Below are 18,823 nucleotides of genomic sequence, written 5' to 3'. Positions count from 1 at the left end.
CTTAAAAAGTGTATCTTCATCCGATTATTTAAAATTAAAATATGAGAAAATTAGTGTTTCTATTATTGTTACCAATTCAATTATTAGCACAAGGTGTGCCAAATTCTGTAGTGTTTTGGGATGCTTTAACAACACATTGTGGCAAATCTTATGAAGGAGAAATTGTTGCAGGCGGAAAAGAAGGCGATGGTTTTACTGGTGAGAAATTAGTAATGCATGTGCGTTCTTGTGAAGAAAATACCATTAGAATTCCTTTTTTTGTGGGTGATGACAAATCTAGAACGTGGGTTTTTACAATGGATAAAGATAATTTGATTCAGTTAAAACACGATCATAGGCACAAAGATGGATCAGAATATAAAATTACACAATATGGAGGTATGAGTTCGAATGTTGGATTAGCGAATCTTCAAGTTTTTCCTGCGGATAAACTAACTGCAGATTTAATTCCGGCAGCAGCAACCAATGTTTGGTGGGTAACTATTGATAAAACAAGTTTTACATATAGTCTAAGAAGAATTGGTTCTGAAAGGTACTTTTCTGTAAAGTTTGATACCACAAAAGAAATTGAAACACCTTCTGCTCCTTGGGGTAGTGAAAACTAAACTTAATAGTAGAGACTATAAAAGTTAAGAAGTTTAAAGGTCTTTAAAAACGTCTCAAAGAAAATGAATTAAGTTTCATTTCTTTGAGACGTTTTTTTTGAAATAAAGTGAAGAATATAATCTTTAATCCCAATGCATTTTTTGCAATCTAACAGCGTTTAAAATTGCTAGTAAAGCAACACCTACATCAGCAAAGACAGCTTCCCACATGGTTGCCAAACCTCCAGCACCCAAAATCATTACAATTAATTTTACACCAAAAGCGAGTGCAATGTTCTGCCATACGATTTGTCGTGTAGAACGTCCTATTTTTATCGCTTTTATTACTTTAGAAGGTTGATCTGTCTGAATAATAACATCAGCTGTTTCAATGGCAACATCACTCCCTAAACCGCCCATGGCAATACCAACATCACTTGTAGCTAAAACGGGTGCGTCATTAATACCATCACCAATAAAAGCGATTTTATTTGCAGGATTTTGCTTTAAAAGCTCTACTTCGTGTAATTTGTCTTCTGGTAATAATCCGCCTTTGGCGATTTTAATACCTAATTCTGATGCTACTTTTTGAGTAATAGAATCTTTATCACCAGAAAGCATTATAATGTTTTCAATACCAATTTTATGTAGGTTGATAATGGTTTGTTTTGCATCGTTTTTTAATTCATCTGCAATTACTACATAACCAGCAAAGACTCCGTCAATAGCAACTAAAACGATCGATTCTACAATGGTTTTAACTTCTTGCGGAACTTCAATTTTATGAGTAGTCATTAAAGCTTTGTTTCCAACCAAAATATCTCTTTCATTAACGGTTCCTTTTAAACCTTTTCCTGCAATTTCCGAGACTTCAGTTGCTTTAAAATGTGGAGTATCTGCTTTATATTCTAAAATAGCTTTGGCAATTGGGTGTGTAGATTGTTCTTCTATGGCAAAGAGGTATTTCATAAATTCCTTTTCTTCCCAACCAATTGTTTTAATGTTTGTTATTTTAAAAACACCTTTTGTTACAGTTCCTGTTTTGTCTAAAACTAGCGTATTTATTTTAGTCATAGTATCTAGAAATGAAGCTCCTTTAAATAAGATTCCGTTTTTAGAAGCAGCCCCTAATCCGCCAAAATAACCTAACGGAATAGAAATAACCAAAGCACAAGGACAAGAAATTACTAGGAAGATTAAGGCTTTATATAACCAATCTGTAAACACATAATTAGCTACAAAAAAGTACGGTAAGAATGTTACGGCAATCGCTAAATACACTACAATTGGTGTGTAAATTCGTGCGAATTTTCTGATAAACAATTCCGTTTTAGATTTACGGGCTGTCGCATTTTGTACCAAATCTAAAATTCTAGCAATAGAACTGTCTTTAAATTCTTTGGTTACTTCAACTTCAATTACGTTTTCTAAATTAATACTTCCAGCAAATACAGTATCACCTTTTGTAAGGGTATTCGGTTTGCTTTCTCCAGTTAACGCTGCAGTATTTAAAGATGCTTTTGTTGAAGTTAAAATACCATCTAATGGAATTTTCTCACCAACTCTAACCTGAATTCTCTCTCCAATAGCTACTTCTTCAGGAGTTACGCTTTCTATTTTTTCGTTTCTAAAAACATTGGCTTCTTTAGGGCGGACATCTAACAATGCTTTGATGTTTCCTTTTGCGCTATTTACTGCGGCACTTTGAAACAATTCGCCAACTGCATAAAATAACATTACCGCAACACCTTCTGGATATTCGCCAATAACAAATGCTCCAACAGTTGCGATAGACATTAAGAAAAACTCGGTAAAAACAGCTCCTTTTTTAATACTTTCCCAACCTTCTTTAACTACGGGAAGTCCAACCGGTATATATGCGATTCCGTACCAAATAATTCTGACCCAATCTTTAAAAAAAGAAATATCAAAATAATCAAAGGTAATTCCAGTCATCAACATTGTAAAACTTACAATTGCCGGAATATAGGCTTTAAAACCACCTGTATCTCCATCGTGATTATGGCCGTCATCATCATGGTGGTGATGATGCTCTTTATCTGAACTTGGTTTTATATCTCTTAAATTGAGTTGCTTTTTTTTCATAATGCTTTTAATTATAACTCAAAGATGCTATAAAATTCAATGCAACGGAAGTGCATTTATTGTCCGCTACATTTATCACATATCCCTTTTACAACGAGGTTGATGTTTTCTGAAATAAAACCATCGGGTACTTTTACTTGAGGAATTTTATGATCTGTTAAGCAAACTGTTTCATTACAATGATTGCAATGAAAATGAAGGTGTAAATCGGTTTCAATTTCACAATTACATCCTTGTACACAAAGGGCGTATTTAGTAATCCCCGTTCCATCATCAATTTGATGTACAATTGTCTTTTCTTCAAAAGTTTTAATAGTTCTATATAAAGTTGTTCTGTCTGCTTTTTCAAAAGCATTTTCAATATCCGTTAAGGTAACAGCAACTTGCTTTTTTGCAAGAAACTTGTAAATAAGCAAGCGCATTGCTGTGACCCGAATATTGTTAGATTCTAAAAAATGTTCTATTGTTTGCGTCATTAATGTGAATGTTCTGCGTCTCCTTTTTTCATTTCTGCAATAAGGTAATACGCATTGTTATAAGCAAATTTTGTATTTGGGTTTATTTCATTCGGAAAAGTTATTGCCACCCAATCACCATCTTTTTGGCCTGGAATAACCTCTAAAGGTTTAAAACTCCAAGCATCATTTTCTTTTTCAACAGAAAAAACATAAAAACGATCTCCTTCTTTTGTAATAGCACTTTCTGGCAATGCCGTTGTTTCTGTGTTTTCTACCTGAATTCTTCCTTTAATATACATTCCCGGAATTAAATTTCCTTCTTTGTTTTCTATTTCTGCGTGTATGTGAATAGCTTTTGGATTTTCTTCAAAAGTTTTACCTACCGAATAAATTTCTGCAGTTAATTCTTGATTAGGAACCGATTGAACATCAAACGTTATCTTCTGGCCTTTCTTTATTTTGTAAACATCTTTTTCGAAAACCATTAAATCTGCATGCACGTGATGTATGTCTACAATTTCGAATAATTCTGTTTGTGGCTCTACATATTGTCCCATTTTTACTTGAACTTTTTGCACAAAACCTTCAATTGGAGTTCGCAATGCAATACGTTGAAAAATAGTACCATTTCTAACAGAAGAAGTATTTATATTTAACAGTTTTAATTGTGCAGCCATTCCATTAACTAATGCTTTTGATGCTTCATACTCAGCTGCTGCTTTTTGAAAATTAGCACCAGAACCAACGCCAGCCTTGTATAGTTTATCTTGACGCTCAAAACTTTTTTGTAGAAAATTACGATTGCTATAAGCATTTAAATATTCCGTTTGCATTTTTATAATATTTGGATGTGATAGATACGCCACAACCTGCCCTTTATTTATTTTATCTCCTTCAATCACTTTAATAGAAACCACATTTGCACCTACAACTGTAGTTATTGCTGCTTCATTTTGTGGTGGAACCTCCAAGGTTCCATTTGCTTCTACAAAACCACTCATTTGTCTTGTTGCTATAGTTGCTACTTTCATTTTTAAAGCATCAAATTGTTGTGCAGAAAGCATCGCTTCTTCAAGATGTTCTTCTTGCTTTACTTCTGTTTTAACTTCTATATCATGTGCGTGTGCATCTACTTTTTTATCACCGCATGAAGTTAGTAAAACTGAGAGAATTAATACTGCTAGAATGTTATATATTGTGTTTTTCATCGTCTTAATTTTTAAAATATTGTAATTCAAAAGTACTTTCTAAATAATTTATAAATGCATCTTGTGCGTCTAATTCAGACTGTATGGCTTCCTTTATAAGTTGTGTAAATGAGGTGTAATCAATCTCTCCTTCTTTGTAAGCAAATAAAGCACCTGTTTTTTGACTCTCTACAAGGGGTAAAACTTCTTCTTTATAAAACAACCAAGAAGTTTTCCATTTTTGATAATTTTCTTTTGTCTGAAATAATTTAGATTTAATTTCCTTTTGTTTGAATTTTAAATTTGCTTTGGCAATTTCTGTATCTATTTTTGCTGTCTTAATTAGTGCTTTTGTTTTACCTGATAAAAAGGGGATAGAAATACCTATTTGATAGTTGTAGAACCCAGAAATTCCTTGTACTTCCTGTAGGCCTCCTTGAAGATTTAGTTTAGGCAAGTTTTCTGCTTTTGCTACTTTATAGTTCGCCTCTGCTTCTGTTACTTGCAATTGAGAAAGACTGTATAATGGATGTAATTCTGGGTTAATCGTACTGATATCAATAGTATTTACGTCTTCAAATTTATCTGATACGGTAAACAGTTCATCAGAAACAAACCATAAATTGAATTGTTGTATTGCAATAATATACGCACTGTAGGCTTGTTTTGTTTTATTCTGAATTTGTAACTTTTGATTTCTAGCCGCTAAATATTCTAATTTAGAGATCGCTTCTACTTCATAATTTAACTTTACAGATTTTTCGAAATTAGTATAAATTGAGTCTAACTCTTTATATAAATAGTAGTTTTTCTTTGTCTGAAATACTTTTGACCAAGCTTTTTTAACTTCTAGCTCTAAATCTAACTCAGAAAGTTGATAGGCCTTTTCTGCCAATTGAATACGTTGTTTATTTAATTTTCGTTTAGATGAAATTCCAAAAACATCAATATTAGATTGACCTAAACCGATAGTTGTGTAAACACCAACACCATTGTTTAGTTCTTCTCCGCCTGTATAAATTTGAGTAGTACCAAAATCGAAAGCAGTACTTTTTAATAGTTGCTGTTTTTCAATTTCTAACTGTCCTTCTTTTAAACTAGGATAATTTTCTTTTGATAATTCTAGAGCATTTTGCATTGAAAGTATCGGTAGCTTATTTATAGACTCTTGGGCATTTCCTGCAATAGGTAATAAGAATATAAATACTAAAATAGCGGTATTCGTAATCAGTTTTTTATTCATCTTAAAATTAAAAGTTTTGTTTTCTACCCAATGATATAAAATAGGTAAAACGAATAGTGTTAATAGGGTAGAGGTCAATAAACCACCAATAACAACGGTTGCTAAAGGTCTTTGTACTTCTGCACCTGCAGATGCGGAAATTGCCATTGGTAAAAAACCTAAAACATCTGTAAGTGCAGTTAACATTATAGGTCTAATACGTCTTTTTGTACCTTCTATAACTCTGTCTTTTAAATTGGTAACACCTTCTTCTTTTAGTTCATTTAAACCACTAATCATTACTAGTCCGTTAAGAACAGCAACACCAAAGAGCACAATAAAACCAACACCTGCAGAAATACTAAAAGGCATGTCTCTAAGCCATAATGCTACAACACCACCAATGGTTGCCATGGGGATTGCTATGTAAATCATTAAGGTTTGTGGTAACGATTTTAATGCAAAATAAATCAATACAAAAATAAGTAACAAGGCAATGGGAACAACGGTTTGTAAACGATCACTAGCACGTTCTAGGTTTTCAAAAGCGCCGCCATAGCGGATAAAATAACCCGCAGGTAATTCTAGCTTCTCATCTAATTTTACTTTAATTTCTTCGACTAAAGATTTTACATCACGTCCTCTAACATTAATACCAACATAAGTTCTTCTATTGGTGTTGTCTCTACTTATTTGCATAGGACCTGATTTATAACTCACATCTGCAACTTCGCGAAGCGGAATTTGTATTCCAGAAGGCAAGTTGATAAATAAGTTTTGAACGTCTGAAATGTCTTTTCTATTTTCAGAATTTAAACGAACTACTAAGTCAAAACGTTTTTCACCTTCAAAAATAATACCTGCGGTTCCTCCTGAAAATGCAGATTGCACAATTTGGTTCAGCATGTTTATTTGCAAGCCGTATTGCGCTAGTTTACTTCTATTATATGTGATGGTTATTTGTGGTAAACCTGTGGTAGCTTCCGTTTTCATATCACCAATACCTTTTGTACCCGCAATAATTTTAGAAATTTCTTCCGCTTTTTGAGAAAGAATATCAATGTCTTCACCATAAATTTTTATAGCAATATCTTCACGAACACCTTCTAGCAATTCATTAAAACGCATTTCCATAGGTTGCGTGAATTCGTAATTTACTCCTGGAATAATTTCTACGGCTTCTTTTATTTTTTCAATTAATTCATCTTTAGAAGTTACAGTTGTCCATTCACTTTTAGGTTTCAGAATAACAAAAACATCAGCAAGATCCATTGGCATGGGATCTGTAGGTATTTCTGCAACCCCTATCTTACTAACAATTTTTTTAACTTCTGGAAACTTAGACATTACAATTTGCTCAACTCGAGTTGTCGTTTCAAGTGTTTCTGTAAGAGAACTACCAGGTTTTAGAATAGCGTGAAATGCAATATCTCCTTCATCTAGTTGTGGTATAAATTCTCCTCCCATTTTAGAGAACATAAATACAGTTATACCAAATAAAACGACCGAGATACCAACAATTAGCTTTCCATTTTTTAAAGCTTTCTCTAATATTGGTTGGTATTTTCGCTCTGTCCAAAGCACAAATTTATCACCATACGATTTTTTGTCAGATTTAGGTGCTCTTAAAATTAAGGCAGACATCATTGGTACATATGTTAAGCAAAGAATCATGGCACCAATCATGGCAAATATGAACGTTAAAGCCATTGGCTTAAACATTTTTCCTTCGATACCTTCTAACGCTAAAATGGGTAAAAACACAATTAAGATGATAAGTTGACCAAAAAAGGCAGCATTCATCATTTTTTTAGAAGCATTTGCTGCTACACCATCCCTTTCTTTTTGCGATAATTTCTTCTTTTTTAAGACTTGTGTCGCTATAATAAAAACAGTGCTTTCTACAATTATTACGGCACCATCAACAATAATTCCGAAATCTATGGCTCCTAAACTCATTAGGTTTGCCCAAACACCAAATGCATTCATTAAAATAAAAGCAAATAATAATGATAATGGAATTGTTGAAGCCACAATTAAGCCACCTCTCCAATTACCTAATAAAAAAATGAGGACAAAAATAACGATTAAAGCGCCTTCAGTTAGGTTTTTTGAAACTGTAGATGTTGTTTCTTTAATCAGTTTACTTCTGTCTAATAAAGGTTCTATACTAACACCTTCTGGTAAAGATTTTTCAATCTCAGCCATTCTTTCCTTTACATTTTTTATAACATCATTGGAGTTGGCGCCTTTAAGCATCATTACCGTTCCGCCAACAACCTCACCATTTCCATCTTGAGTCATAGCACCATACCGAACTGCAGCACCATATTGAACGGTTGCAATATCTCCAATGATAATTGGAATATTATTAGTGTTTTTAATAACAATTTGTCTAATATCGTCTAAACTTCTTGCCAATCCTTCTCCACGAATAAAGTTGGCTTGATGGTTTTTTTCGATGTAAGCACCTCCTGTATTTTGATTATTAGCTTCCAAAGCTTCAAAAACATCGGTAATGGTTAAGCCAATTGCTCTTAATTCATTCGGATCTAGGGCAACTTCATATTGCTTAATTTTTCCGCCTATGGCGTTTACTTCAACAACACCTTTTACCATGGCCATTTGACGTTGTACAATCCAATCTTGCATGGTTCGTAAATCGGTAATTGAGTATTTGTCTTTAAATGCTGGCTTTACTTTTAAGGTGTATTGATAAATTTCTCCTAAGCCAGAAGATATTGGTCCCATAGATGGTTCACCAAATCCTTCGGGAATTTGAGCTTTAATATCGTTTAGTTTTTCTGCTACTAATTGACGTGGCAAATACGTACCCATATCGTCATCAAAAACAACTGTAACCACAGACAGTCCGAAGCGAGAAATAGAACGAATTTCTTGAACATTAGGCAGATTACTCATGGCAATTTCTACAGGGTAGGTTACTATCTGCTCAATATCTTCTGTGCCCAAGTTTGGCGCTTGGGTAATTACTTGTACTTGGTTGTTGGTAATATCTGGCACAGCATCTATAGGTACTTTGGTCATACTCCAAATACCTGCTGCAATTATGGTAAGCGTAAGCAAACCAATAATAAACTTGTTATTGATTGAGAAATCAATGATTTTATTAATCATAAAAAAAGATTTAATTCAGTGAAACGTCTCGATATAATTCAATTATAATAATAGAATCATTCGAAATAAAAAGAACCTAAAAGATTCAAAATGGGATATAAGTATCCTGTAAAAGAATTAAATTATGCTATTGGAGGCTGTAAAATTGAAGAAGTATACTCTTTTTCTGAGCCGTTTAAAAAGAAAAAATCTTGTGTAGAAATTTCATAAACTTCAATTTTGATAAAAGTTAATTGAAGATCTGTTGCGTTTACGTGGCAACATTGACAAATACAAAAAGGCGAACATAGATCTGAGTCTTGATGTTGATGGTTGTCGGTAATTTGTGAAATTTCGGTTTGTACATGATCATTAGGCACAATAAAATCTGCACAAGGTGTTAAGTTGAGTGCAAAAATATAAATAGCTAATAAAAATATATAAAATTTCATTGATGCAAATATAGGAACTTATTGTTGCAATGGTATTGCAAATAGATGATCGAATTCAATATGCTTTAAATTGGTGTAAGATATCAGTGTTTTTCAATTTTATAAGACTAAAAAAGGTTGGTTCTTATTCCGTTCATATCAGAAGTTTTAGAAAGAGTTAAGGTTGTTTATATAAATATGGCTACTTTTTTTTACTCGGTTACATTTTCACTATAACTCATTCCGTATTTATTAAATACGTCACAAACTTCTTTTATACTGTGATCATTGTCTAATAATATAACAAGCGTATCGTTTGCTTCAATAACAGTTGCACCTCCTGGGCGTACAAATTTACCATCCCTTTTTATCATACTTATAAAGGCACAGGTTGGAAAGTGTAAATCTACAATTCGTTTATTAACAGCGGTACTGTCTGCCGGAATTTTTAATTCCTTCATAGCAGATTTTGGTAAATTCAAAATATAACGATCATTTTCTGCAACAGGGCTTAATTTTTCTGGCAGAGCAACATTTAACCATTTAGAAAAAAGAGATAATGTGGTACCTTGAATTAATACAGAGGTTACCGAGATAAAAAAGACAATATTAAAAATAACATTTGCTTTGTCTATTCCCGCTAAAAGCGGATAGGTAGCAAACACAATAGGTACAGCGCCACGTAAACCAACCCAAGAAATGTAGAGACGTCTACGAAGTTTCATTTTAAAAAATAGTAAACTAATAAAGACGCTTATTGGTCTCGCAATTAAAATTAAAAAGATAGAAATTAAGATTCCAACGCCCATATAAGGGATTATTTCTGAAGGAAAAACAAGCAATCCTAAGGTAAGGAACAATACAATTTGCATAAGCCACGCCATACCATCAAACATTTTTAGAATGGTAGATTTATGTATTAAATCATGATTTCCTAAATAAACAGCACAAATGTAAATTGCTAAAAAACCGTTTCCGCCCACAGCACCTGTAGCCGAAAAAGTAATAAACATAAGGGCAATGACTAAAACAGGATACAAACCTTCGAAGTCCAGTTTTATCTTATTGATGATAAATACGCTTAATTTTCCAAAACCAAAACCTGCAATTCCACCAAAAATCATTTGTTGAAAAAATGTTGGAATTATAGAAGCAATACTTAAATCTTGATTGATTACTAAAGTTAAAAAAGCCAAGGTTAATACATAAGCCATTGGGTCGTTACTACCACTTTCTAACTCTAAAGTTTGTCTTAAGTTATTTTTTAAAGCTAAATTTTTAGATCTTAAAATAGAAAAAACCGCTGCTGCATCTGTAGAGGAAACAATAGAGCCTAAAAGCAAACTTTCGTATATCGTAAAATCTGTAACAAACCAAACAAAAGTACCTAAGGAAAGTGCTGTAAGTAAAACACCTACGGTAGATAAAACAAGTCCTTCTTTAAGAATTGGTTTTATTGCTTTAAAATTGGTGTCTAAACCACCAGAAAACAAAATAAAGTTAAGCGAAACAATCCCTATAAATTGTGCCATTTTTGGATCATCGAAATTAATACCGCCAATCCCTTCCGAACCAGCCATCATTCCAATAGCTAAAAAAAGTATTAAAGTTGGTACTCCAAATTTATAGGAAGTTTTACCAACAATAATACTTATAAAAAGGAGTATAGATCCTACTAATAGTATGTTTTCAATGGTTAAATTCATTTATGTGATTTCTTAAGGTGGTTTTACACAAATTTAACTCATTATATAGTAAAATGTTTACAAAACTAGGCTTTATTGTAATATTTTTTCTTCAACCAAAAAGAAACACGTACTAATAGAATTAATGCAGGCACTTCTACTAAAGGTCCTATTACACCTGCAAAAGCTTGCCCGGAGTTTAAACCGAAAACAGCAATGGCAACTGCTATTGCTAATTCAAAATTATTACCCGCTGCTGTAAATGCTACGGCTGCAGTTTTATCATATTCGGCCCCTGATGCTTTGGTAAAGAAAAACCCGATAATGAACATCAATGTAAAGTAAATTAATAAAGGAACAGCGATGATTAATACATCCATCGGTATTTCTACAATTAATTCTCCTTTTAAAGAAAACATGACTACAATGGTGAATAACAGTGCAATCAAGGTTAACGGAGAAATAGTTGGAATAAATTTATTTGTGTACCATTCTTCTCCTTTTAATTTCACTAAAATCAATCTACTTAAAATTCCTAATAGAAACGGAACACCTAAGTAAATAGCCACACTTTCTGCAATGGTTGCAACAGAAATATCTACAATTGCACCTTCAAAACCAAAATAGGGTGGAAGCACGGTGATAAATAGCCACGCATAAAAACTGTATGCAAAAACTTGAAAGATACTGTTTAACGCTACTAATCCAGCTCCGTACTCAGCACTTCCTTCTGCTAAATCATTCCAAACTAAAACCATTGCAATACAACGAGCTAAACCAATTAAAATAAGTCCGACCATGTATTCTGGATAGTCACGTAAAAATGTAATTGCCAAAACAAACATTAAAACAGGACCAATAATCCAGTTTAAAATCAGTGAAATGGATAAGATTTTGGTGTTTTTAAAAACCTTAGGTAGAAGTGCGTAGTTTACTTTCGCCAATGGCGGATACATCATTAATATCAATCCAATTGCGATAGGAATATTAGTAGTTCCGCTGCTAAATGAATTTATAATGTTTGGAAAAGTTGGAATAAAATACCCTAAACTCACTCCAATTGCCATGGCAACAAATATCCATAAAGTTAAATAACTATCTAGAAAACTTAATTTTTTTGAAGCCATTTTTATAAATTTACTTGTGAGAAAACGTAAAATAATTCTGCTGCAATTTGCAAACTTCTTTCCTGATATTTTTCAGCCTGTTGAGGTGTATTATCAAAAGCCTTTGGATCTTCAAAAGTAATTGGAATGCGTTTTTCTGCACCAGCAATAAACGGACAAGCACCATCTGCTTGTGAGCAAGTCATAATTGCTGCAAACTCTGATTTCGGATTAAAATCATCATCTAACTTCTTAGAAAATCCAATTATAGGATGTGTATTCTCTCCGTATTTTATACTATAAACAGGGTTTTTACCCTCTGAAATTGTTTTAATCTGAAAACCTTGGTTTTTCAACGTTTCTGCAGCCATCGGAAAAAGTGCTGTAGCTTCTGTTCCTCCAGAATAGCAAAATACATTTTTAACATTAAAGTAGCTTGCCATTGCTTGTGCCCAAACTTGAGATAAATGGCTTCTTCTAGAATTGTGCGTACAAATAAAGTTGATTCTAATTTCTTGTTGATTAGAAACCTTTTCTTGAATAAAATTTGCTAACGGTTGTAAAACGGTTTTACGTTCTTCTGTAATAGTTGCGAAGTTTAAACCTTTAATTACGTTTTCTATTTCCGAAAATAGCGTAGTTTGTGTTGTGATCATTTTTTTCTTAGAGTTGATTTTTTTTTTTGTTTAACAACAACCGCCTCCAGGTGTACAAGTGTTTGCAACTGGTATGTCTGAAAATTGTAATTTTGGTTTTTCTTCCGGAATTCCGCATTGGTCTTTCGCTAAACAATCTGTTTGCTTAGAAGTCAATAAGAAATTTGTTCCGTCAAAATCTAATCCGAATTTACCAATGGTTTCTGCTTGGTATTCTACTTCAATTTCTAAATTTCCGATTCCTAAAACCTTTTCAGAAAGTTCTATAATGTTTAATAATTTTTCTGGATGCAATCTGTGATCATAATCATCGGCATTCCAAAGTTGAAAATTTACTACTTCTTCATTTCTTACGGTTCCGCCACAATCAATAAAATTTTTGGTAATTTTCCCTACTTCTGTTACATGAAAATGATTGGGTACTAATTCTCCATTTGGTAATTGAAAACCAATTGTTTTTAAAGCTTTTAAAGCTACTTTTACTTCTGATAGTTTCATATTATTATATTTGTTTATTGCAATTTTGCGATTAATATTTGTAAATTTTTTTAACAGCAATCTGTTTTTTGAGATAAATCTTGATCTAAAAACTCTGACATTACTGTTTTCATTGCAGTCCAGTTTTCTTTATGTATACAGTAACAAACGCGGGTTCCTTCTACGTTTCCTTTTATCAAACCTAAATGTTTCAATTCTTTTAAATGTTGAGAAATTGTTGGTTGCGCCAATCCTATTTCACTAACTAAGTCTCCACACACACAAGAATCTATTTTAAACAAATGCTGTAAAATAGAAACTCTTGCTGGATGACCAAAAACTTTTGCAAACAAGGCAATTTCATTTTGCTGATCGGTAAACATTTCCGTTTTTGCTAATCCCATATTTTTGCTTTATTTATTCATTGCAATATTACGATTAATATTTAATCCATCAAAATTATTTTATCAAAGTTGATAAAAAAAATGGTTTATAGCAATTTATTAAGTTGAAGAATTTGGTTAATTAAGAGGTTCAAACTATCTTTATTGATACAAATAAAATGATAAATATTTAAAGAATTATGAGTTTAAAAACGATATTATGTATCCTATTTATAGTGTTTTCTAACTTTATTAGAGCTACAGAACGTCCCTTTTTCGATAAAAAAAAAGATCTTTTAATTGCTCAGTTTGATAGCAAACCAGATCCAGATGATATTCATGCGCAAGCGGCTTTAGGTAGTTTATTATTACATAAAGATTTTAAAGGCGTTAAATATTATGCCGTTGCTGGAGCAGTTGGAATTCAGAAAGGAAAATTTATACCTTCTGATAAATTATTTAAGATTGCTTTTGGCAGTAAATGGACAAATGCACATACAGATTGGAAAGGTTCTGTAAAAAGAATTTCTAAAAAAGTGATTACTGTTTTAAATAAAGGAGGAAAGGTTTGGGTACAAGAAGCAGGACAATCTAATATTACGGCAGATTGGATTGCAGAAGTACTTATCTCCGTTTCTGATGAGGTTGTAAAAGCGAATGTAATTGTGGTGCAGCATAGCAAATGGAATGAAGACCATACGGCTGCTTTAGATTTGCAGTTTGTAAAAGATAAAGCAACTTATTTTGCTTTGGATGATGGTAATCAACCAAAAGATACAGCAGACGGAGATAGAGGCCCTTATTCTACTCCAGAATATAGAAGTAAAGACGCTACATGGATTGCTTTGGCTAAAACATCACCGAACAAAAAAGCAAGAAAATTATGGGTAGAGGCGGATGCAGTAATTACAAAAATGTTTCCTAATGGATTTCCGCATGAATGGTCTTACATTCATAATGACGGTGTCGATTATTCGGACTGTGTAGAAAATTGGTGGATTTTTAATTTAGGAGCAAAGGCTGATAGCAATTCTAAATTTTGGGAACGATATGTTTTAGATTAACAATTTTTGTTTTGTAAACTATTGAAATAAACTTAGAATGCCTCACATTTAGGAGGCATTTTAAATTCTACAAAACTTAAAGGTTATAGTATTAAAGTAAATAACCTATTCTAAACTTTGCACAAGGAGGAAACTTTATATAATTTACAAATCTAAATTCACCAAGGTTCTTCCTTTTAATTTTCCTTGTAACATTAAAGGAATCTTTTCGTTTAATTCTTTTAACGATATTTCTGCAGAAGCTTCGGTTAAACGATCATTTTTCCATTCGTTCGCTAATTTGTTCCATACTTTTTCTCTGTAGGTCATTGGGTAATTTTGAGAATCAATACCTATCAATGTAATTCCTCTTAAAATAAAAGGAAATACGGTTAAATCAAGTTTTGGAGAAGCTACATTTCCACAACACGTTATCACACCCATTGGTGCTGTTGCTTTTATAATATTTTCAAGAATCACGCCTCCAACAGTATCAATTCCTCCAGCAAAAAGAGGTTTTAAAAGAGGTCTTTTAGCCATTTCTTCAACATCTTTTCGCATCATAATTTCATCTGCACCAAGTTTCTTTAAAAAATCAATTTCAGATTCTTTTCCTGTAATGGCAATTGTTTTGTAACCTAGTTTTTTTAAGATAGCAATACTTGTAGATCCAACGCCACCTGTAGCTCCAGAAACAACGATAGCGCCATCTGTGGGTTTTACCATTTCGCTTAATCTAAATACCGACATTCCTGCAGTTAATCCTGCTGTTCCAATCGTCATTGCTTCTTTTGTAGAAAGATTTTCTGGTAACTTTACCACCCAATCTTCAGGAACTTTAACGTATTCTGCAAAGCCTCCGTCTGTATTCATTCCTAAATCGTAACTAGTGACAATAACATTGTCTGAGATTTTAAATTTAGTAGATTCTGAAGAAACCACTGTTCCGGCAGCATCAATTCCTGGGGTGTGAGGATAATTTCTGGTTACACCCTTATTTCCACTACTAGACAACGCATCTTTATAGTTTAAAGAACTGTAGTGTACTTTTATTAATATTTCACCTTGTTCTAATGCTGTAAAAGCAATTTCTTTAACCGAAGAAATAAAGTTTCCATCTTTCTCTTCAACTCTAAAAGCTTTGTAATTCGATTGCATATCCATAGTGCTATTTTGTGTATTATTCTTATTTTTACATCAAAGTTCGCTTAAATTAAACGGATAAACAAGAGCTTACAAATTGTTCCCTAACGAACATTTTGTGCTGTTTTGTCTGTTTATAAAGCGTGTAAGTCTAAAAATAAATGAAAAAAAGTTATTGCCCTATAGATACTTTTATAAATACCATTAAAGGAAAAAGAAAAGGCACCATTATTTTACATCTTTTTCAGGGTGATAAACGGTACAGTGAGTTGGTTCGGCTTATGCCGGATATTAGCGAACGCATGATGTCTAAACAACTAAAAGAGTTAGAAAATGATGGTTTAATTATTAGAACTGTTTTTCCGGAAGTTCCTCCTAGAGTAGAATATAGCTTAACACAATTAGGAATCGATATACGTCCTGTTTTAAAAGGAATGTATAAAGGAGGTTTGTTATTTGAAAAAAGTCTTTAGGATTTGTAAAAGTGATGTCTAATTAATTTATTGTTTATTTTTTATTAAGGTTTTATTTATGAAATATTTATTTGGTGTTACTATGATTTGGGCTTTTTCGTTTAGCTTAATTGGTGTATATCTTTCTGGTTATGTAGATGCATGGTTTTCTGTATTGATGCGTATTGGTATCGCTACAATGCTATTTTTACCTTTCTTAAGGTTAAAGAAGATTAAAGCAGACACAATTTTAAAACTTATCGGGATTGGATCGCTGCAATTGGGTTTAATGTATTGTTTTTACTTTCAATCGTTTCAATTTCTTACGGTGCCAGAAGTGTTACTTTTTAGTGTGCTGACACCAATTTACATTACTTTATTAAATGATATTTTAAGTAAGCGATTTCATAAAAGACATTTACTTACTGCTTTAATTGCTGTTTTAGGAGCAGCTTATATTCAATACTCAAGTATTAATGAAAATGTGTTTTTAGGTTTTATGATTACACAGGGAGCTAATCTTTGCTTTGCTGTTGGTCAAGTTGCTTACAAGCATTTATTAAAAGCTACGCCTGAATTAGAAAGTACCCCAAAGCATACTATTTTTGGATTGTTTTTTATTGGTGCGTTTATAGTAGCGCTTATTGCTTTTTTCATTTTTGGTTCAACAGAAAAGTTGCCAACTACATCCGTTCAGTGGGGAATACTAATATATTTGGGAGCTGTGGCTTCTGGTGTTGGTTATTTTTTTTGGAACAAAGGTGTTGTTATGGTAAATGCGGGCTCGTTAGCAATTATGAATAATGCATTAGTTCCAATAGGTTTAATTGTAAACCTTGTTATTTGGAATAAAGAGGCGGATATTCAAAAGATTTTAATTGGTGGAAGTCTTATTTTCGCTTCCCTTGCTCTTAATGAATATCTTAATAAAAGAAATGACAGTAAGTCTTTGTTGATTAAGAATAGAAAGGGGAATTAAGATTCGATTTTCTATACTTCGTTGTAAATTACAAACTTGATAGATTTCTAGCTTAACTATTATCGGTTATTTATTTTTATACTTATGCAACACATCCAAAGGAATGTGGCAATAAGAATGGTCATTCGGATGCAAGGTTAATCTATGTTGATGTTCGTCGTCACTTGGGATAAAATTAGTTAAAGGAAGCACTTCAATAACTATTATTTTTATGGTTTTATTTTTATGGTTTAGTTTTTCTTCTACTTTTTGAATACATTTTTTTGCCTTTAACAGGTGATTTTGATTATCGCTATAAATACCTGTGCGATATTTCTCTCCGATATCGTTTCCTTGTTGGTTGATGCTATAAGGATCAATAACTTCTAATAAGTGATGTATTAAATCGTCAATTGAAATAACCTTAGTATCAAAGGTGGTTTTAACACATTCAGCAAAACCATCATAGGGTGTTTTGGTAGATTTGGTAATGCCATTAGCTCTTCCAGCTTGGGTTTCAAGTATACCAGGGATGTATTTTAAGAACTCTTGTACTCCCCAAAGGCAACCGCCTGCAATGTATATCGTTTCTTCTGAGACTGTTTGTTCAGTTAAAGATTCTTTTTTTGTCATTTTTAATTGCTAGGTGTTCAGTAGGTAATTTAGTAAATAAAAACTGAATATAACTTTTTTGTAAATACTTGATTTTTAGTGATAAATAATTTGAGGTCTTGTACTAGCTTATTGTTCTATGGTTGTTAATTCGTTCAAGTACTTTTTAGTATATATTTCTCCGAAATTATCAATTGTAATAGCAAGAGCGAAATGTAATATAAGTGCCATAAAGATTCCGAAAAGCACAGATTTTGGATTTAAAAATGACATTCCTAAAATAAGAACAACAATCAAAATTCCGTAGGTTAATTTTAGCCAAAAGAAGGACTTCATTGCTTTTTCGGTAGCTGTAGTTTCTATTTTTATAAAATCTGATGTATTGTTTTCATAAACCGAAATTTTATCATCAACTTTTTGCTGGTATTTAAGATACGTCGGAAACATTACCGCCATTTCTAAAATGCCAATTACAATCATAGTTGCAGCAAAACTATTATGATTAGAAAATAGTAGAAAAAGGAACCCCACTATAACGGAAACAACACCGATTATTCCTGCCGAAAGGTATAATGTTTTTTCGCTGTTTAAAAAATCAAGCATTAATTCCATCATTAGAGGTTTTTTTTTCAAAATTTATATCTTTAATATTTGTTCTGCTTTCAGTAGGTAGTCCAAATATAAAGTTTTATTCATTTCTAACATATCCACAAACCCACCAACTTCAATCATTTCTAATAATGTAAGGTTGCATTTTTGAATTCTTGGATATTTTTCGCCATTGTCTACGCACTCAATTTCATAATGTCCTTTTGCATGTAAAACGATGTTTCCGTCTTGTACGTGTTGATAGATATAATTGAAACTTAATGAAGCTTTTTTATCATCAATTAGGTTAACAGTCATTTCAAAAGGTCGGTGAGAATGTCCCCATTCTTTATTTAGCTCATTAAAACTATTTTCAAAAGCTTCAATTCCAATAAGATTTCCACTAGGGCTTAACCATTCAAATCCATCTTTATAAAGTAATTCATTTACCAAAGAAAAATCTGTGTTTTTGCTTTCATACAATGAAAAGAAACGGTGCATCATTGCCTTAATTCTATATATTCTCTGTAGTTCTATTGCTTCCATATATTTTTGTGTTTATTCATGTGCAAAGAAAACTTTTTTTTAAGTTAACGGACTTGTCATTTGGCAATT

General features: G+C 32.4%; 18 protein-coding genes. 4 read left to right on the top strand and 14 right to left on the bottom strand.

What is annotated here, in order from left to right; translation table 11 throughout:
* The first annotated feature begins 41 nt into the window (after positions 1-41).
* Positions 42-605 (top strand): hypothetical protein, encoded by a 564-nt coding sequence (locus GQS57_RS14865; RefSeq protein WP_165733657.1) that lies wholly within the window; start codon positions 42-44, stop codon positions 603-605.
* A gap of 123 nt (positions 606-728) precedes the next feature.
* On the opposite strand, the gene GQS57_RS14860 is transcribed toward GQS57_RS14865, so the two are convergent.
* From GQS57_RS14860 to GQS57_RS14815, 10 genes are all read right to left on the bottom strand, one after another.
* Positions 729-2,690: a heavy metal translocating P-type ATPase gene (locus GQS57_RS14860; protein WP_165733656.1), complete on the bottom strand. Its 1,962-nt coding sequence runs from the start codon at positions 2,688-2,690 to the stop codon at positions 729-731.
* Positions 2,691-2,746: 56 nt separating this feature from the next.
* Positions 2,747-3,166, bottom strand: coding sequence for a Fur family transcriptional regulator (locus GQS57_RS14855; protein ID WP_165733655.1), 420 nt, complete (start codon positions 3,164-3,166; stop codon positions 2,747-2,749).
* The gene (locus tag GQS57_RS14850) at positions 3,166-4,356 is read right to left on the bottom strand and encodes an efflux RND transporter periplasmic adaptor subunit (protein ID WP_165733654.1); all 1,191 of its coding nucleotides are present in this window, start codon (positions 4,354-4,356) and stop codon (positions 3,166-3,168) included. Before GQS57_RS14850 ends, GQS57_RS14855 begins: the two co-directional genes overlap by 1 nt.
* Before the next feature lie 4 nt (positions 4,357-4,360).
* Complete coding sequence (locus GQS57_RS14845; protein WP_165733653.1) at positions 4,361-8,695, bottom strand: CusA/CzcA family heavy metal efflux RND transporter; 4,335 nt, start codon at positions 8,693-8,695, stop codon at positions 4,361-4,363.
* 122 nt (positions 8,696-8,817) lie between these two features.
* Positions 8,818-9,126 carry a DUF6660 family protein gene (locus GQS57_RS14840; RefSeq protein ID WP_165733652.1) on the bottom strand — a complete coding sequence of 103 codons (309 nt, stop codon included), beginning with the start codon at positions 9,124-9,126 and terminating at the stop codon, positions 8,818-8,820.
* Between the two features lie 191 nt (positions 9,127-9,317).
* The gene (locus GQS57_RS14835; protein ID WP_165733651.1) at positions 9,318-10,811 is read right to left on the bottom strand and encodes a potassium/proton antiporter; all 1,494 of its coding nucleotides are present in this window, start codon (positions 10,809-10,811) and stop codon (positions 9,318-9,320) included.
* 65 nt (positions 10,812-10,876) lie between these two features.
* Positions 10,877-11,917, bottom strand: a complete 1,041-nt coding sequence (gene arsB, locus GQS57_RS14830; RefSeq protein WP_165733650.1) for an ACR3 family arsenite efflux transporter — start codon at positions 11,915-11,917, stop codon at positions 10,877-10,879.
* A gap of 2 nt (positions 11,918-11,919) precedes the next feature.
* Positions 11,920-12,552, bottom strand: coding sequence for a low molecular weight phosphatase family protein (locus GQS57_RS14825; protein ID WP_165733649.1), 633 nt, complete (start codon positions 12,550-12,552; stop codon positions 11,920-11,922).
* A 30-nt stretch (positions 12,553-12,582) separates the two neighbouring features.
* Positions 12,583-13,050 carry a DUF6428 family protein gene (locus GQS57_RS14820; protein ID WP_165733648.1) on the bottom strand — a complete coding sequence of 156 codons (468 nt, stop codon included), beginning with the start codon at positions 13,048-13,050 and terminating at the stop codon, positions 12,583-12,585.
* 50 nt (positions 13,051-13,100) lie between these two features.
* On the bottom strand, positions 13,101-13,433 hold the full coding sequence (locus GQS57_RS14815; RefSeq protein WP_165733647.1) for a helix-turn-helix transcriptional regulator: 333 nt from the start codon (positions 13,431-13,433) through the stop codon (positions 13,101-13,103).
* Positions 13,434-13,612: 179 nt separating this feature from the next.
* Between GQS57_RS14815 and GQS57_RS14810 the strand changes: the two genes are divergently transcribed.
* Positions 13,613-14,476, top strand: coding sequence for a hypothetical protein (locus tag GQS57_RS14810; RefSeq protein ID WP_165733646.1), 864 nt, complete (start codon positions 13,613-13,615; stop codon positions 14,474-14,476).
* Between the two features lie 144 nt (positions 14,477-14,620).
* Here GQS57_RS14810 and GQS57_RS14805 read toward each other — a convergent pair whose 3' ends face one another.
* Entirely contained in the window at positions 14,621-15,619 is a 999-nt protein-coding gene (locus GQS57_RS14805; protein WP_165733645.1) for a YhdH/YhfP family quinone oxidoreductase, read from the bottom strand.
* Between the two features lie 140 nt (positions 15,620-15,759).
* Between GQS57_RS14805 and GQS57_RS14800 the strand changes: the two genes are divergently transcribed.
* The gene (locus GQS57_RS14800) at positions 15,760-16,071 is read left to right on the top strand and encodes a helix-turn-helix domain-containing protein (RefSeq protein WP_165733644.1); all 312 of its coding nucleotides are present in this window, start codon (positions 15,760-15,762) and stop codon (positions 16,069-16,071) included.
* Positions 16,072-16,129: 58 nt separating this feature from the next.
* Complete coding sequence (locus GQS57_RS14795; protein WP_165733643.1) at positions 16,130-17,029, top strand: EamA family transporter; 900 nt, start codon at positions 16,130-16,132, stop codon at positions 17,027-17,029.
* Between the two features lie 66 nt (positions 17,030-17,095).
* Here the strand turns inward: GQS57_RS14795 and GQS57_RS14790 are convergent, their stop codons facing one another.
* The 3 genes from GQS57_RS14790 to GQS57_RS14780 all read right to left on the bottom strand — a co-directional run bounded on the left by GQS57_RS14790 (position 17,096) and on the right by GQS57_RS14780 (position 18,754).
* On the bottom strand, positions 17,096-17,641 hold the full coding sequence (locus GQS57_RS14790) for a peptide-methionine (S)-S-oxide reductase (RefSeq protein ID WP_165733642.1): 546 nt from the start codon (positions 17,639-17,641) through the stop codon (positions 17,096-17,098).
* A gap of 108 nt (positions 17,642-17,749) precedes the next feature.
* Positions 17,750-18,253 (bottom strand): hypothetical protein, encoded by a 504-nt coding sequence (locus tag GQS57_RS14785; protein WP_165733641.1) that lies wholly within the window; start codon positions 18,251-18,253, stop codon positions 17,750-17,752.
* A gap of 3 nt (positions 18,254-18,256) precedes the next feature.
* The gene (locus GQS57_RS14780) at positions 18,257-18,754 is read right to left on the bottom strand and encodes a nuclear transport factor 2 family protein (protein WP_165733640.1); all 498 of its coding nucleotides are present in this window, start codon (positions 18,752-18,754) and stop codon (positions 18,257-18,259) included.
* Between the last annotated feature and the right edge of the window lie 69 nt (positions 18,755-18,823).

This window comes from Polaribacter sp. 20A6 (assembly GCF_011378915.1).
In the GTDB taxonomy this organism is placed as follows: Bacteria; Bacteroidota; Bacteroidia; order Flavobacteriales; family Flavobacteriaceae; genus Polaribacter; species Polaribacter sejongensis.
The sequence above is the reverse complement of the archived record's forward strand: the minus strand, read 5'-3'. Positions and strand labels throughout refer to the sequence as shown.